Origin of the sequence: Kribbella sp. NPDC050459 (assembly GCF_040655315.1) — a bacterium.
Taxonomy (GTDB): domain Bacteria; phylum Actinomycetota; class Actinomycetes; order Propionibacteriales; family Kribbellaceae; genus Kribbella.
In genome coordinates this window covers 278019-292602 of the sequence record NZ_JBFAJQ010000005.1, presented here as the reverse complement: position 1 = coordinate 292602, position 14584 = coordinate 278019, and the positions used below count along the sequence as shown (strand labels likewise).

The 14584-nt window shown below is 69.7% G+C and carries 13 protein-coding genes and 1 riboswitch; of the genes, 7 read left to right on the top strand and 6 right to left on the bottom strand.

Translation table 11 applies throughout. From position 1 onward, the window contains the following. Positions 1-100 precede the first annotated feature (100 nt). Together AB0I12_RS20230 and AB0I12_RS20225 are read left to right on the top strand one after the other, a co-directional pair. Positions 101-1330, top strand: coding sequence for an ROK family transcriptional regulator (locus AB0I12_RS20230; protein ID WP_359931707.1), 1230 nt, complete (start codon positions 101-103; stop codon positions 1328-1330). 438 nt (positions 1331-1768) lie between these two features. Beyond that, the gene (locus AB0I12_RS20225) at positions 1769-2173 is read left to right on the top strand and encodes a hypothetical protein (protein WP_359931704.1); all 405 of its coding nucleotides are present in this window, start codon (positions 1769-1771) and stop codon (positions 2171-2173) included. On the opposite strand, the gene AB0I12_RS20220 is transcribed toward AB0I12_RS20225, so the two are convergent. Then, on the bottom strand, positions 2170-2940 hold the full coding sequence (locus AB0I12_RS20220) for an alpha/beta hydrolase (RefSeq protein ID WP_359931701.1): 771 nt from the start codon (positions 2938-2940) through the stop codon (positions 2170-2172). The two genes, AB0I12_RS20225 and AB0I12_RS20220, sit on opposite strands and share 4 nt — an antisense overlap. Then, a complete protein-coding gene (locus AB0I12_RS20215; protein WP_359931698.1) occupies positions 2937-3611 on the bottom strand; it encodes a DUF998 domain-containing protein in 675 nt (224 codons plus the stop codon). Before AB0I12_RS20215 ends, AB0I12_RS20220 begins: the two co-directional genes overlap by 4 nt. A 108-nt stretch (positions 3612-3719) precedes the next feature. Between AB0I12_RS20215 and lysX the strand changes: the two genes are divergently transcribed. Both lysX and AB0I12_RS20205 read left to right on the top strand, forming a co-directional pair. Beyond that, positions 3720-7076, top strand: a complete 3357-nt coding sequence (lysX, locus tag AB0I12_RS20210; protein ID WP_359931695.1) for a bifunctional lysylphosphatidylglycerol synthetase/lysine--tRNA ligase LysX — start codon at positions 3720-3722, stop codon at positions 7074-7076. Positions 7077-7124: 48 nt separating this feature from the next. Then, entirely contained in the window at positions 7125-8042 is a 918-nt protein-coding gene (locus AB0I12_RS20205) for a hypothetical protein (protein WP_359931692.1), read from the top strand. Here the strand turns inward: AB0I12_RS20205 and AB0I12_RS20200 are convergent. Further along, the gene (locus AB0I12_RS20200; RefSeq protein ID WP_359931689.1) at positions 8039-8686 is read right to left on the bottom strand and encodes a hypothetical protein; all 648 of its coding nucleotides are present in this window, start codon (positions 8684-8686) and stop codon (positions 8039-8041) included. The genes AB0I12_RS20205 and AB0I12_RS20200 overlap by 4 nt on opposite strands. A 179-nt stretch (positions 8687-8865) precedes the next feature. Between AB0I12_RS20200 and AB0I12_RS20195 the strand changes: the two genes are divergently transcribed. After that, on the top strand, positions 8866-9543 hold the full coding sequence (locus AB0I12_RS20195) for an alpha/beta hydrolase (protein ID WP_359931687.1): 678 nt from the start codon (positions 8866-8868) through the stop codon (positions 9541-9543). On the opposite strand, the gene AB0I12_RS20190 is transcribed toward AB0I12_RS20195, so the two are convergent. Next, positions 9536-10366 (bottom strand): helix-turn-helix transcriptional regulator, encoded by an 831-nt coding sequence (locus tag AB0I12_RS20190; RefSeq protein ID WP_359931684.1) that lies wholly within the window; start codon positions 10364-10366, stop codon positions 9536-9538. The genes AB0I12_RS20195 and AB0I12_RS20190 overlap by 8 nt on opposite strands. 103 nt (positions 10367-10469) lie before the next feature. On the opposite strand from AB0I12_RS20190, the gene AB0I12_RS20185 reads away from it, so the two are divergent. After that, on the top strand, positions 10470-11162 hold the full coding sequence (locus AB0I12_RS20185; protein WP_359931681.1) for an SDR family NAD(P)-dependent oxidoreductase: 693 nt from the start codon (positions 10470-10472) through the stop codon (positions 11160-11162). A 19-nt stretch (positions 11163-11181) separates the two neighbouring features. On the opposite strand, the gene AB0I12_RS20180 is transcribed toward AB0I12_RS20185, so the two are convergent. Both AB0I12_RS20180 and AB0I12_RS20175 read right to left on the bottom strand, forming a co-directional pair. Continuing rightward, complete coding sequence (locus tag AB0I12_RS20180; protein ID WP_359931679.1) at positions 11182-12555, bottom strand: L-serine ammonia-lyase; 1374 nt, start codon at positions 12553-12555, stop codon at positions 11182-11184. A gap of 79 nt (positions 12556-12634) precedes the next feature. Next, positions 12635-12727, bottom strand: a riboswitch (glycine riboswitch). After that, the gene (locus tag AB0I12_RS20175) at positions 12725-13078 is read right to left on the bottom strand and encodes a DUF3817 domain-containing protein (protein ID WP_359931676.1); all 354 of its coding nucleotides are present in this window, start codon (positions 13076-13078) and stop codon (positions 12725-12727) included. It overlaps the preceding riboswitch by 3 nt. A 97-nt stretch (positions 13079-13175) precedes the next feature. On the opposite strand from AB0I12_RS20175, the gene AB0I12_RS20170 reads away from it, so the two are divergent. After that, positions 13176-14582 (top strand): alpha/beta fold hydrolase, encoded by a 1407-nt coding sequence (locus AB0I12_RS20170; RefSeq protein WP_359931673.1) that lies wholly within the window; start codon positions 13176-13178, stop codon positions 14580-14582. Positions 14583-14584: the final 2 nt, after the last annotated feature.

Genomic DNA, 14584 nt, shown 5'->3' with positions numbered 1-14584 from the left:
TCGACTCACGCACCGGTGTCCGCCAGTCGGCGCGCGCAATGGACAGTATTTACGAACGCTCGCTATCTATACTGTGCGAGTGGCAGGCAAGGGGTCGGACATGAGCAAGGGAACGGTCGGCGGCGGCGGCACGACGATGCTGCGGCGGATCAACGTCGCCTCGGTCCTGGATGCGGTCCGCCGATCCGCGCCCGCGCCGCTGCGCGTCGCCGAACTGGTCGAGCGCACCGGACTGGCGAGGCCGACGGTCGCCCAGGCCGTCGACGAGCTGCTCGACGCCGGCTGGCTGCAGCAGCACGGCCCCGACTCCGCGGACCGCTCGCTCGGCCGCCCGGCCATCCGGGTCTCGCTGCGCGGGCGCGCCGCTCCCGTGCTCGGGCTCGACGTCGGCCCGCACCGGGTCACCGTCGGCGTCTCCGACCTGGCCGGCCGCAAGCTGTCGCTGGTACGGCGCTCCGGGCCCGGCTGGACCGCGCAGGAACTCCTCGGGGTCATCAGCGAGGTGATCAACGAGGCGCTCGCGGAGGCCGAGGTACCGGCCGAGGACATCGCCGCCGCGGTGGCGGCGAGCCCGGGCATCGTGGACGAGCACACCGGCCGGGTCCAGCTGGTCCCGAGCGTGCCGGGCTGGTCGGCGATCGACCTGATCAAGCACGTCCGCGGCCTGCTCGACTGCCCGGTCATGCTGGACAACGACGCCAACCTGGCCGCGCTGGCGATCGCGGCCGCGCGCGGCGGGACCGGCACCCTGCTGGCGGTCCAGTGGGGTGAGCGCCTCGGCGCCGGCATCGTGATCGACGGCCGGCTGCACCGCGGCACCGGCGCGGCCGGCGAGATCGGCTTCATCGCCACCGACCCCGACGACGTGATCAACCCCGACGACAGCCGCGGCCCGCTGGAGCGCGCGGTCGGCTCCGAGGCGATCGCGGCGCTGGGTCGTCAGGCGGCGCTGGACAACCCGCAGTCGCGGCTGGCCGAGCTCGGCGGCGAGCAGCTGGACACCGCGGACGTGTTCGCCGCAGCGGCGGAGCGTGACCCGGTGGCGCAGGCCGTCGTACAGCAGGTCGCTCGGGCGTTCGCGCGGGCGTTGGCCCCGTCTGTCCTCGTGCTGGACCCGACGGCCGTCGTGATCGGCGGCGGTGTCGCCCGCGCCGGCGCCGTACTGCTGGACGCCATCTCGGACCAGCTGCGCCTGCTGACTCTCAACCACCCGAAGCTGGAGCTCTCCGCACTGGCCGAAGACGCGGTGGTGACCGGCGCGATGCGCATGGCCCTCGACGAGGTCTGGCAGCGCAAACTCCCGACACCAGCAATGACCAGCACTACTTAGGCCCCTTCACCAGCTTGGTACCGGGCGCGCCGCACCAGCAGGTGTAAGCGAGCTCGTACAACACCTGCCCCGCCAGATCCACCCGGCGGTCCAGGCCCGTCACCATACTCATCGGCAGCAACATGCGCCGGTCACACGCCGCACAGGTGATGACGATCATCGCGCTCGCCAGCCGTATGCGCGGCTCACGTACAAGCGGTGAATCCGCCGCCAGTGCGCCTGAACATCGTCGACCCACCACTTCCATCGCACCATCCGCGCACCTCACTGCAGAACGTAACTGCCACGACTGTTTCAGTAGATTGAGCGTACGACAGTCGCCGGCGGAGTGGAAGTAGCCGGGCCCGCTACACGAAAGCCGATCAGGAGGACTCCAGCCTGTTGTCGAAGGTCCCAGCGGCGGATGGCGGCCTGGAGTGGGACGCGAACAGTCAGCGGGTGACCGTCAGGCTGGTCGGCGCTCTCGACGAGACATCGTCAATCGTCGACGTTGTGAAAGCGTCGGTTCTGACCACAGCGCAGAGCTTGATGGCCAGAGGCTTCACCGTTGAGTTCCAATCGGTCCGCTATTCGCGGGCCGAACTGGAACAGCTGGCGATCCGGCTGTTCGCCACCGTGGAGGAGTGGGCGCCGGGCCTGACGACGTACTCCAGCCGGACCGGCGCCCGCACGGGCCTCGGTGGAGGCTGGGACGCGGAGAAGAACCGAGTGGTGCTCGAGGTTCCGCACGACGAGAGCCAGGCATGGATCGAGCAAGTGAGTGCGCTGAACGACGACCGAATCACGGTCGAGACCTCCCTGCCGACACCCGGCGGCATCGAGTCAAGGCGCCCGAGACTTTAGCCCAAGCCTGGAGTCGATCGTCCGGAGACCGCGGTGGCGATGGCGTCGGGGCGGTCCAGGTGGACGAGGTGGGCTGAGTTGGGGAGGACCTCTACTGTTCCGCCCAGGCGGTCGGCCAGGCGTTGCTGGCCTGCCAGCCAGCGCTTGGCGGTGAAGCGGGAGGTGCCGCCGGTTGCCACCAGCACGGTCGTGGGAGCTATGGGGTCCACCGGATCAGCGACCAGTTTGGCGACCTCGGCGGCAAGCTCCCAGCTGCCGGCCAGTTCGTCCCAGAACAGCAGCCACGAACTCTCCCCGCCGTACCTCGCCCTGGCCGTTGCCTTGGACAACAGGTCGTGGTTGGACATGCTGCCGAGTCGCACGATCAATCGCCGGACGGCGGGACCGAGCAACCGCGGTACGCCGACCCGCCCGAGGAACCGCGCCGCCGCCCGCATGGCCCGGTCCCCGCGCTTCCCGGGGTAGAACGCGCGCAGCCCCGTCTCCGAGGTGAGACTGCTGTCGACCAGCACCAACCTGGTCACCTCGTACGGCCGCGTCAGCGCCCACCGCAGGACGGCCAGTCCCCCGATCGAGTGCCCGACCAGCCCGATCTCCGCGTCAGGCTGTACGCCGGCGGCCGCGCGCAACGCGTCCACGCCGGACGAGATCGGCGTCCGCCACGGATCGATGACGCGCACGTCCTCCCCCGGCAACAACTCCACCACCCGACCGAACTCCTCCGGAGTCTCAGCCAGGCCAGGCACCACGATCCATGTCACGGTCATCGAGGTAAAGCGTGCCTCAGACCTGGTAGCAATGTCCCCAGCATTACGCAGACGAGCAGTACCGCTACGCGTTGGAGGATGCCTGGAGCGTGCAGGTCGTTGCCGGTGACGACGTCATAGCCGGTCTGCAGGCCGAGCCAGATCTGCGTCACTACGACCCCAAGAGCGAGTACGCCGACCGCCCTGCCTCGGGCTCCGCCCCAGCCGGACCGGCGGAGGACCAGGACCGCGAAGACGCCCATGGCGATGCTGCCGAGGCCGGCGAGTGTCGAGGTCACCTCATGGAGGACCAGCGCCACCCCGACCTGGCCGTTCGCCTCAGCTGCGCGGCACGCGGCACTGGCGGACGGTGCGCAGTCCATCGGCGAGAACGAGTCGAACAGTGTGCCGAGGCCGAAGACCGCCGTACTGGTCAGCAGACCGGTCACTTCCCACCGGAACCGTGCTGCCGGTCTGGCCAGCAGTACGGCGACCAGCAGCAACACGCCCGTCGCCAAGTCCGTAACCCGTGCGTACAAACTCGTGGGCTGGTCCCGCGCGCCCAGCTCACTGAGGAACGAGTGCTGGACGTCGAGCGGAAAGCCGGCCGCCGCCTCCAGCAGCAGGCTGCAGTACAGCACACCGGCAGCGAGCATCAGGTTGCGGATGAGGCGGTAAGGGAGGGCGGCCATGGCAACACCGTGTCATGTCAACCTAAGTATTGACTGTGGCGTCAGCTGTACTGTCGAGGTAGTGCTAGGTCGACCGAAGTCACAGCGAACTAGTGGGATGATCGGCTGGTGCGGTCGGAACAAGCAGCAGTGATCCCGGCGTGGCAGCACCGGGCCGCGGTCTGGGTGGGCCGCGTCGTCGTGCTTGCCTCGGTGTGGTCGTTCATCGCCATCCCGTTGCACGTCGCCGCCCCGAAGCTCGTCAAGCACGTCGACTTCGCGTTCGACTTCGTCGGGATCCCGGCCGGGCACACGATCTTCTCCGCGGTCTACCTCGCGGTGGTCGGCAGCGCGTTGCTGCGCGGGAAGCGAGCCGCACTGCTCTGGGTGCTGTGGGTCTTCGAGGCGCTCTGGTTCCTCGCCCAGGTCGCCGGGATCGCGTTCACCAGCGTCCGGCTCGCCAACCCGACCGACGCGGAACTGCTGCGCGACTTCGGTCCGGCCAGTGTCCAGGATCTGGAATGGGGCATCGTCCAGGCGATCGTGGTGGCCGCGATCGTCGTCCTGCTGTGGAAGATCCGAGGCGCCTTCCCGGCCCGGCTCGCGCCCGGCAGCCGGCGGCTCGCGATCGGCGCGCTGGTGTTCGGCATGCTGATCTCGATCGCGGTCAGCATCACGCTCACGCAGCTCTTCCCGCGCACGCTCGTCGGGCAGCGGCAGAAGATCGGCTGGGCCGTGATCGCCGCGCTCGGTCAGTCCCGCAGCAAGATGGGCGGTCACGAGGGCCACGGCTGGATCGGCCTGACCGTCGGCGCGATCTCGGCGGCCTCGCTGGTGATCGCATTCTGGATCTTCCTCCGCTCGGTCCAGCGCGTCCGGTACCTGACGCAGCCCGAGGAGCTCGAGGTACGGCGCCTGCTCCTGCTACACGGCGAGCGGGACTCACTCGGGTACTTCGCGACCCGCCGCGACAAGGCCGTCGTGTTCGCACCGGGCAACGACGCCGCGATCGCCTACCGGGTGGTGAACGGCGTCAGCCTGGCCAGCGGGGATCCGCTGGGCGACCCGGTCGCCTGGCCCGCGGCGATCCAGAGCTGGCTGACCGAGGCCCGCCGGTACGGCTGGTCGCCGGCCGTCCTGTCGGCGAGCGAGGAGGCCGCCCAGGCGTACGTCGACGCCGGGCTGCGCGCGTTGTCGATGGGCGACGAGGCGATCATCGACGTCGCGGACTTCACGCTCGAAGGCCGGACGATGCGGCCGGTGCGGCAGGCGGTGACGCGGGTCCAGCGGGCCGGGTACCACGCCGAGGTCGTGCGGCACGGGGACCTGTCGCCCGAGGCCCTGACGCAGTACGTCCAGCTCGCCGAGCAGTGGCGCGGGGCCCGGACCGAGCGCGGGTTCTCGATGGCGCTCGGCAGGCTCGGCGATCCGGCCGACGCGCGCTGCGTGATGGTGATCGCACGGGACGCCGAAGGCGCCGTCCGCGGGCTGCTCTCGTTCGCTCCGTGGGGTGTCCGGGGCGTGTCGCTGGACCTGATGCGGCGCGATCCCGAGTCCGTGAACGGCTTGATGGAGTTCATGGTGACATCGCTGGTCGACGCCTGCGTCGACCTCGGCGTGCACCGGATCTCGCTGAATTTCGCGATGTTCCGGGAGATCTTCAGCGATGCCGAGCGGGTCGGCGCCGGGCCGGTGCTGCGGCTCACGAGCGCGTTGCTGACCGCCGGTTCACGCTTCTGGCAGCTGGAGAGCCTGTACCAGTCGAACGAGAAGTACCTGCCGCGCTGGTCGCCGCGGCTGATGTGTTACTCGCGCGGTGCGTCGCTCGCGCAGGTCGTGTTCGCGGCCGGTACCGCGGAGGGCTTCCTGCCCGCGCCGCGGCCGTGGACCCGCGTCGACAGCGTCGACACGGCCGAGCGGCACGCGATCATGGCCGCGGACGGCCGCGCGTTCGCGACCGCCGTGCACGAACAGGAAGAGGAGTTGCTGCGGCCGGCGCTGCCGACCCGCAAGCTCACCGAACAGGAGCAGATCCGCCGGACGAAGCTCGCCGAGCTCGTTGCCGCAGGCATCGACCCGTACCCGGTCGAGGTGCCGCGGACGGAGACCCTGGAGCAGGTCCGGGAGCGGTACCCGAACCTGCCGCCGGACCACCACACCGGCCACACCGTGTCCGTGACCGGCCGCGTGCTGCGGATGCGGAACCACGGCGGCCTCGCGTTCGCCCAGTTGCAGGACGGGCTCACCCAGCTGCAAGTGATGCTCACCGCCGCGTCGTGCGGCGACGTACCGCTGGACCGGTGGCGGCGGCTCGTTGACATCGGCGACCACGTGAGCGTGACCGGCGAGGTCGTCACCAGCCGCCGCGGTGAGCTGTCGGTCGCGGCGACGGACTGGGTGATGGCGGCCAAGTGCCTGCACCCGTTGCCGGACAAGCGGAAGGGGTTCACCGATCCCGAGGCGCGGGTCCGGCAGCGGCACCTCGACCTGGTGATGAACCCGGACTCGCTGCGGATGATGCAGCAGCGCAGCGCCGCCGTCCGCGCGCTGCGCAACGGGTTCGAGAATCGCGGGTTCATCGAGGTGGAGACGCCGATGCTGCAGGCGGTGCACGGCGGCGCGAACGCGCGGCCGTTCGTCACGCACATCAACGCCTACGACACCGAACTGTTCCTGCGGATCGCGCCGGAGCTGTTCCTGAAGCGGCTGAGCGTCGGCGGGATGGGCAAGGTCTTCGAGCTGAACCGGAACTTCCGCAACGAGGGCGCGGACGCGACCCACAACCCGGAGTTCACCTCGGTCGAGGCCTACCAGCCGTACGCCGACTACCACGTGATGCGCGAGCTCACCCGCGAGCTGCTGATCGAGGCCGCCACCGCGGTGTGGGGCAAGCCCGTCGTCCGCCGCGACGGCGAGGAGATCGACATCTCCGGGGAGTGGCCGGTCGTCACGGTCCACGACGCGGTCGGCCGGGCGGCGGGTACGGCGATCGACTCGGAGACGCCGGTCGAACGGCTCCGCGAGCTGTGTGTGGAGCACGACGTCCACACGACCTTCGAGATGTCGGCCGGCGAGCTCGTGCTCGAGCTGTACGACGAACTCGTCGAGCCGGCCACGACACTGCCGACGTTCTACACCGACTTCCCGCTCGAGACGTCGCCGCTGACCCGTAACCACCGCACGAATCCGCGCCTCGCCGAACGCTGGGACCTGGTCGCGTTCGGCGCCGAGATCGGGACGGCGTACTCCGAACTCGTCGACCCGGTCGAGCAGCGGCGCCGCCTCACCGAGCAGTCCCTGAAGGCGGCCGCGGGCGATCCCGAGGCGATGTCGCTGGACGAGGATTTCCTGTCGGCACTGGAGTACGCGATGCCGCCGACCGGCGGTCTGGGCATCGGCGTCGACCGGGTGATGATGATGCTGACCGGCCAGAACATCCGCAGCACGCTGGCGTTTCCGTTCGTCCGTCCCGCACCACGGGACTGATGCTTTACCCTGGACAGCTCACGGGTTGGGGAGACCCTGGGGGTGGGGATGAAGCGCTGGCTTGCGCTCGGTATCGGGGTGTGTCTGGTTGCGGGCTGCGGCGGGAAGCCGGAGGCCGCGCCGAGCCCTGGCACGTCGGCTTCCAACAGCGCCGTGCCTGCGCCGGCGTCATCGGTACCGACCGCCGGTCCGTTGGATACGGCGGCTTACCAGGCCGAGCTGACCCGCATCGACCAGGTGCTGGCCGGTCCGGCGCGAGCGCTGACCCGGGTCCGGACGGCCGAAGGTTTGAGCGAGGCGATGAGCACGCTCGCGGTGTCGCTCAACACGGTCGGGGTCCGGCTCGCCGCGCTGACGGTGACGTCGCGGCTGACCGGCGCCCACGCCCTGCTGCAGGAACGCATCGGCGTCGCGGCGACGCGGCTGACGAGTTCGGCGCAGAAGACCGAGGAGGACGCACGCTGCGGCGGCACCGCGTACACCTCGCAGAAGGTGCAGCGACAACTGCGCACCGACCTCGGCACCGCGCTCGCGCAGCTGCAGCGACTCCGGCTGACGTTCGGCAAGACGCTCCCTGATCCGGGTCCGGCGCCGGAACAGACACGGCCCGACAATGGCGACGTGCTCGTACGGCGCGGTGCGAACGGAATCGGCCGGCTCAAGATCACCAACGGTACGTCGAAGGACGTGGCGATCTCGATCGTCGGCGACGGGCAGCCGCCCGGCAGTCCACAGGTGATGGTCTACCTCCGGGCGACCCAGTCGGCGACCGTGAACCGGATCTCCGGCGCGTACCGCCTGTACTTCAAGAGCGGCACGGACTGGGACGCCGACCACCGCAGGTTCCTCGCAGACTGCGCGTTCAAGAAGTTCGACCAGACCTTCGGCAAGAACCAGGCCTGGCAGGTCAATCTCCAGCCCCGGCCGGGCGGCAACGCCGACACCACCGAGGTCGAGGCCTACTAGAGGCCGAGCTTGTCGAGCAGGTGGCCGAGGATGCCGCCGAGGCCCCCGGAGGGCTGGTCGGGGTTGTCAGGTGTCGACGGCGGAGTGCTCGGCGTGGTGCTGGTCGGGGATGCCGTCGGGCTCGTCGACGTGCTCGGACGGCTGGTCGGCGTCGTGGTCGGGTCGGTGGACGGCGGCGCGGTCGGTACTGTCGGCGGCCGTTTCGTCGCGACCGGGATGGTCGGCTCGGTGGTCTGCACGATCTGCGGCGTCGGCGTGCCCTCGGCGGGCGTGGGATACGGCGTGCTGAGACCGACCGGCACCTGGACCTCGCCCGTCTTGGTTGCGCTCGGCAACGGCGTCGGCACCGCGGTCGGCGTGACGCCGGGCGTGGCCGCCGGGGTCGTGCTGGTGTGGGGCGGGAGCACAGCGACGTTCAGCGTCGGCTCGCCCGGCTGCGGGCCGGCGATCGGCGCGGCCGGCTCGGGCCCGGCGCCGGGCAACGGCAGGAAGCCCGCACCGATCCGCGGGCCGCCGAGCAGGGCGACGAGAACCAGCGCGAGGTAGCAGAACAGCAGCAGGCCGGCGCCGGTTGCGACCTGGCGGCGACGTCGCGGGTTCTGCCAGGGCGGACGGCGGGAAGCCGTGGCAGAAATTGGATTCACAAGTCCCGGAGGGTATCGGTTGACGAGTAGTTTCAAACAGTAGGTGGAAGAAATTCCACGGAGAAACTCAATAGTCTAGTAATTCTGAACCACTTACGCATTCGTAGGAATGCGCTGCGTTAGCTGACAACGCGCCGATCTGCACCACACCAGCCGTTTTCCTCTGCCAACCTGCTCTCATGAATCTGGTGTTGCTGCACGGTCTGGGAGCCAACGGCCGGGTCTGGGAAGCCTGGCCGGATGCCGAGTACGCGCCCGACCTCCCCGGCCACGGCTCAGCGGCCGCGCTCCCGTCGTACACCTTCGCGGCCATGGCCGCGGCGATCGCCGCGGATCTTCCGGTACGCCGGGACGTCGTCGTGCTCGGTCATTCGCTCGGCGGCGTGATCGCACTCGAGCTGGCGAGCGGCAGGTACGACGTCACGGTGAGCCGGGTCGTCGCGCTCGGAGTGAAAGTGAGCTGGACGGCCGACGACCTCGCGCGGGCGAACGCGCTGGCGCAGAAGCCGGTTGCGTGGTTCGAGAGCCGCGACGAGGCAGCCGCGCGATTCCTCAGGGTCTCCGGCCTCCAAGGACTCGTTGACCCGGCCGACGCCGTCGTGGACCACGGTCTGCTGGAGGACGACGGCCGCTGGCGTCTCGCCCTGGATCCCGGGACCTTCGGCGTCGGCGCGCCGGACATGCCCGCGCTCATCGCGGCGAGTCAGGCCGAGGTGGTGCTCGCGCGCGGCGAGCGGGACCCGATGAACAGCGACGCCGAACTGCACGCCCTGCACGACCAGGTCGTCACGCTGCCCGGCCTCGGGCACAACGCGCAGGTCGAGGACCCGACGGCGGTGGCGGCGCTGCTCAGGTAAGGGCCTGCAGCCCGATCACCGACAGCAGGCGGAGCTTCTCGGCGGCTTCGCTGTTGGGCGCGGCCGTGTAGACGACGATGCGCAGGTCGCTGCCCGGGACGGCGAGCACGTCGCAGTCGATGTCGAAGGTGCCGACGTCGGGATGCCGGATGGTCTTGCGCTCGGTCTGGTGGAAACCGACGACGGGCTGGTCCCACAGCTGCGCAAACTCGTCGTACCCGGTCCAGAGCTCCTCGATCAGCGCCGTCAGGTCCGGGTCGTGCGGGTAGCGGGCGAGGGAGGCGCGCAGGTCGGTGACCATTGCGACCCGGAAGTCCCGCTGCTGGTCGGCGGTCTGCACGACGCGGTCGCCCGAGCCGGCGAAATGCAGGTAGATGATGTTCCGCCACCGGCCTTGCCACGTCGACGGGTCGCCGATCATGGCCGCGAACAGCGGGTTCCAGGTAATGATCGTCCAGGCGGCGTCGCAGACGCACAACGGCGCGCCTTCCAACTGGTCGACGATCCGCTGCACCCCCGGCGGGATGTACGCCGAGATGCGCCCGGGCGACGGCTCGACCTCGCCCGCGAGCACGAACAGATGGTTGCGCTCGGCATCGGACAGCCGGAGCGCGCGGGCCAGCGCGGTCAGCACCTGGACGGACGGCGACTCCGACCGGCCCTGCTCCAGCCGCACGACGTAGTCGACCGACAACCCGGCGAGCTGAGCCAGCTCCTCGCGCCGCAGCCCCGGCGCCCGGCGCTTCCCACCCGACGGCAGGCCGACTTCCGACGGCGTCACGCGATCACGCCACGCGTGCAACGTCCTGCCGAGCTCGCCCATGTCCTCCAGTATCCCGGGCCGGCGGCTGATCAGCCTGGTACTGCCATTCCCTAGGACATCGCGGGTACTACCTGCCCCGGAACACCGGCGCGAGGGTGGAGCCATGACCACGACACTCATCACCGGGGCCAACCGGGGCCTCGGATACGAAACCGCCCGCCGGCTGATCGAGGCCGGACACACCGTGTACGTCGGCGCCCGGGATCCCCAGCGCGGCAAGCAGGCCGCGGACGAACTCGGCGCGCACTACCTCCCGCTGGACGTCACCAGCGACGAATCGGTCGACGCCGCCGCGGAACAGCTCACCGAGCTCGACGTACTGATCAACAACGCCGGCATCCCCGGTCCGTTCAAGGAGGCCCGGGACCTGACGGCCGACGAGTTCCATCAGGTGTTCGACCTGAACGTCTACGGGCCGGTGCGGATGATCCACCGGTTCCTGCCGCTGCTCGAGCGCAGCGCCAACCCGGTGATCGTGAACGTGTCCAGCGGGCTCGGCTCGATCGCCGCCGCGGTGCAGGCGGACGCGATCGACACGGTGCCGGTGTGGGTGCCGGCCCCGGCGTACGGCGCCTCGAAGGCGGCGCTCAACATGCTGACGGTGCAGTACGCGAAGCAGCTGCCGAACCTGCGGATCAACGCCGTCGACCCGGGCTACACCGCGACCGACTTCAACGGCCGCACCGGCTACCAGACCGTCGAGGAGGGCGCGGACATCATCGTCCGGCTCGCCATGATCGACAAGGACGGGCCGACCGCGGAGTACCTGAGCCTGCACGGAACCATCCCCTGGTGATCAAGGGGTGATCCGGGGGTCAGCACTCGATGACGTTGACGGCAAGGCCGCCGCGGGAGGTCTCCTTGTACTTGATCTTCATGTCCGCGCCGGTCTCGCGCATGGTCTTGATGACCTTGTCGAGGGTGACCACGTGCACGCCGTCGCCGTGCATCGCCATCCGGGCCGCGTTGATCGCCTTCACCGAGGCCATCGCGTTCCGCTCGATGCACGGGATCTGCACCAGCCCGCCGACCGGGTCGCAGGTCAGGCCGAGGTTGTGCTCCATCGCGATCTCAGCCGCGTTCTCGACCTGCTGCGGCGTGCCGCCGAGGACCTCGCAGAGACCGGCCGCGGCCATCGAGCAGGCGGACCCGACCTCGCCCTGGCAGCCGACCTCCGCGCCGGAGATCGACGCGTTCTCCTTGTAGAGCACGCCGATCGCGCCGGCCGTCAGCAGGAACCGGACCGCGCCGTCCTCGGTCGCGCCGGGCACGAAGCGCCGGTAGTAGTGCAGGACAGCCGGGATGATGCCGGCGGCGCCGTTGGTCGGCGCGGTGACGATCCGGCCGCCGGAGGCGTTCTGCTCGTTGACGGCGAGCGCGAACAGGTTCACCCAGTCCATCACCTTGAGCGGGTCGACCGACCACGGGTCCTGGCTGAGCTTCTTGTGCAGCGCGTGCGCCCGGCGCGGCACCTTGAGCCCGCCGGGCAGGATGCCCTCGGTCTCGCAACCCTCGCGGACGCAGTCCTGCATCACCTGCCAGATGTGCAGCAGGCCGTCGCGGACCTCGTCCTCGGTCCGCCAGGCGAGCTCGTTCGCGAGCATCACCTCGCTGATCGACAACTGCGATTCCCGGCACCGGTCGAGCAGCTCCGCACCGGTCGTGAACGGGTACTTCAGCGGGGTGGTGTCCGGTACGATCCGGTCCCCCGCGGCGGCGTTCTCGTCGACGACGAACCCGCCGCCGACCGAGTAGTAGGTGCGCTCCCGCAGCACCGCGCCGGCCGCGTCGCGGGCCACGAAGATCATCCCGTTCGGGTGGTACGGCAGGGCCTTGCGGCGGTGCATCAGCAGGTCGGTGTTCTCGTCGAACGCGATCTCGTGAGTGCCGGCCAGCAGGATCCGGCCGCGCTCGTGGATCGTCTCGACGCGGGCGTCGACCGAGTGCGTGACCACGGTCTCCGGGTCGGCTCCCTCGAGCCCGAGCAGGACGGCCTTGTTGCTGCCGTGGCCGTGCCCGGTGGCGCCGAGCGAGCCGAAGAGCTGGGCCTCGACGGTCGCCGTCGCGGCCAGCAGGCCGTCGTCGGCGAGGCCGAGCGCGAAGGTCCGGGCGGCGCGCATCGGTCCCACGGTGTGGGAGCTCGACGGGCCGATCCCGACACTGAACAGGTCGAAGACACTGATCGCCATCGTGTGGAGGTTCCTTCCGGTCGCCGTTGACCGTTTGGTGTCCTCCCCGCTCTGTCAGGCGGATGCCTTCCAGAGGTGCCTCGCCCGCGCGGTGAAGGTGCCTGAGAGATTCTTGGGGAGAGTTGCTCCTACGGCGCCCGGTTCGTGTCCGGGTCTCTCCCGCACGGGTTCATGCGGCTGTTGAGTTTGCTGATGCTGTGGACGGTACGGGGGTCCGCGGGGCCGCGTCAATCCGGCCGGTGCGGACCGCCCAGATCTCGAAGAACCAGGTGAACAACGGGGGAACGCTTGCCGCCAGCGCGGCCAGCGTCACCGGCCAGGACCAGCGCAACGGCCCGCGCACAGCGAGCACGGTGACCACGTAGACGACGAAGATGCCGCCGTGGATCGGCCCGAAGATCTTGACCCCGATCTCGTTGTCGGACAGCACGTACTTGAACAGCATCCCGATCAGCAGTCCGGTCCACGAGATCGCCTCGGCGATCGCCACCGTCCGGAACCACACCGCATGTTTGGTACTCATCACGACCGACCCTAACAAGGCCCCCAAGCCGTGATCGGGGTCATCCGGGGCTCGTCCCCGATGCCGCCAGCAAGCGATTGCCCGAAGGATCGTCGGCATGACGTTCATCCGACGCGCCCTGGCCGGCGCGGTAGTACTCGGCGTCGCCGGCGCCGGGCTGACGGCCACCGCCTCCGCGACCAGCCCGCCGCTGCACTGGGCCGACTGCAAACCTGAGGGCAAGGACGATCCCGCGGTGGTGGCGGGTTCGCAGTGCGCGACCCTGCAACTGCCTGTCGACTGGCGGAACCCGGGCGGGCCCACCTTCGGCCTCGCACTGGCCCGGAGAAAGGCATCGGAGCCGAGCGAGCGGGTCGGGGTGCTCGTGTTCGGCCCGGGCGGCCCGGGTGATTCCGGGGTCGACCGGATCAAGACGGGGATCAACCGGTTCAGCACGGACCTGCAGGACCGCTTCGACATCGTCAGCTTCGACCCGCGCGGTGTGGCGCGCAGCAACCCGGTGAAGTGCTCCGCCGACCTGCTGAACAAGCAGCCGTCGCCGATCATCAGGAGCGCGGCCGAGTTCACCGCCACCATCAACTACAACCGGCAGCTCGCCACGGACTGCCGTGAACACACCGGCCCGCTGTACGACCACATCGACACCTGGCAAACGGTGCGCGACGTCGACGGCGTACGGCGGGCGCTCGGCGAGTCCACGATCTCGTTCCACGGCAGCTCGTACGGGACCCTGCTCGGAGCGCAGTACGCCGAGACGTACCCGCACCGCGTCCGCGCGATGGTGCTGGAGAGCGTCATCGACCACAGCTCCGCCCCGACGCGTGACTTCCTGGACGAGCAGGCGTCCGCGGGACAGGACTCGTTCGACGAGTTCGTGAAATGGTGCGACGCGACGACGAGTTGTGCACTGCACGGCACCGACATCCACGCGCGCTGGGCGGACCTGCTGGCCACGTCGCCGGATCCGTTCACCTTGAGCTACTCGGTGTTCCGTGCGCTCTACGAACCGAAGTGGGCTGCACTGGCCGAGCTGCTGAAGGCCGGTGTGACTCCCCCGAAGCCCACGCAGACCGGTGCGTATCCGCTGGCCGTTTTCTGCCAGGACTGGAACCTGCCGGTCCGCGACTACCGCGAGTACGCCGCACATCTGCAGCGGCTTGCCCGCAACAACCAGGACCTGCGCTATCCCGGTCAGCTCATGGCAGTGTCGATCTGTCTCGGCTCGCCGCCCGCGAACAACCCGCAGCACCAGCTGAAGGTACGTGGGCTCAAGACACCGGTGCTGCTCGCCAACGCGATCCACGACCCGGCGACCGGCTACTCATTCGCACAGAGCGTGGAGCGCCAGCTCGGGCGGAGCGGTGTACTGCTGACTTACCAGGGCTGGGGGCACGGCAGCTACACGAAGAGCCCGTGCATGCAGAGCACAGTCGACGACTACCTGATCGCGAAGGACGTACCCGAGCGCGGCAGCAGCTGCGCCGCCGTACCACCGGCGGGGTAGCG

Bases quoted from the DNA above. Each gene is read 5' to 3' on its own strand.
- AB0I12_RS20230 (WP_359931707.1), top strand. From the start codon at position 101: ATGAGCAAGGGAACGGTCGGCGGCGGCGGCACGACGATGCTGCGGCGG.
- AB0I12_RS20220 (WP_359931701.1), bottom strand. From the start codon at position 2,940: ATGACCGTGACATGGATCGTGGTGCCTGGCCTGGCTGAGACTCCGGAG.
- AB0I12_RS20215 (WP_359931698.1), bottom strand. From the start codon at position 3,611: ATGGCCGCCCTCCCTTACCGCCTCATCCGCAACCTGATGCTCGCTGCC.
- AB0I12_RS20205 (WP_359931692.1), top strand. From the start codon at position 7,125: ATGAAGCGCTGGCTTGCGCTCGGTATCGGGGTGTGTCTGGTTGCGGGC.
- AB0I12_RS20195 (WP_359931687.1), top strand. From the start codon at position 8,866: ATGAATCTGGTGTTGCTGCACGGTCTGGGAGCCAACGGCCGGGTCTGG.
- AB0I12_RS20190 (WP_359931684.1), bottom strand. From the start codon at position 10,366: ATGGGCGAGCTCGGCAGGACGTTGCACGCGTGGCGTGATCGCGTGACG.
- AB0I12_RS20185 (WP_359931681.1), top strand. From the start codon at position 10,470: ATGACCACGACACTCATCACCGGGGCCAACCGGGGCCTCGGATACGAA.
- AB0I12_RS20180 (WP_359931679.1), bottom strand. From the start codon at position 12,555: ATGGCGATCAGTGTCTTCGACCTGTTCAGTGTCGGGATCGGCCCGTCG.
- AB0I12_RS20175 (WP_359931676.1), bottom strand. From the start codon at position 13,078: ATGAGTACCAAACATGCGGTGTGGTTCCGGACGGTGGCGATCGCCGAG.
- AB0I12_RS20170 (WP_359931673.1), top strand. From the start codon at position 13,176: ATGACGTTCATCCGACGCGCCCTGGCCGGCGCGGTAGTACTCGGCGTC.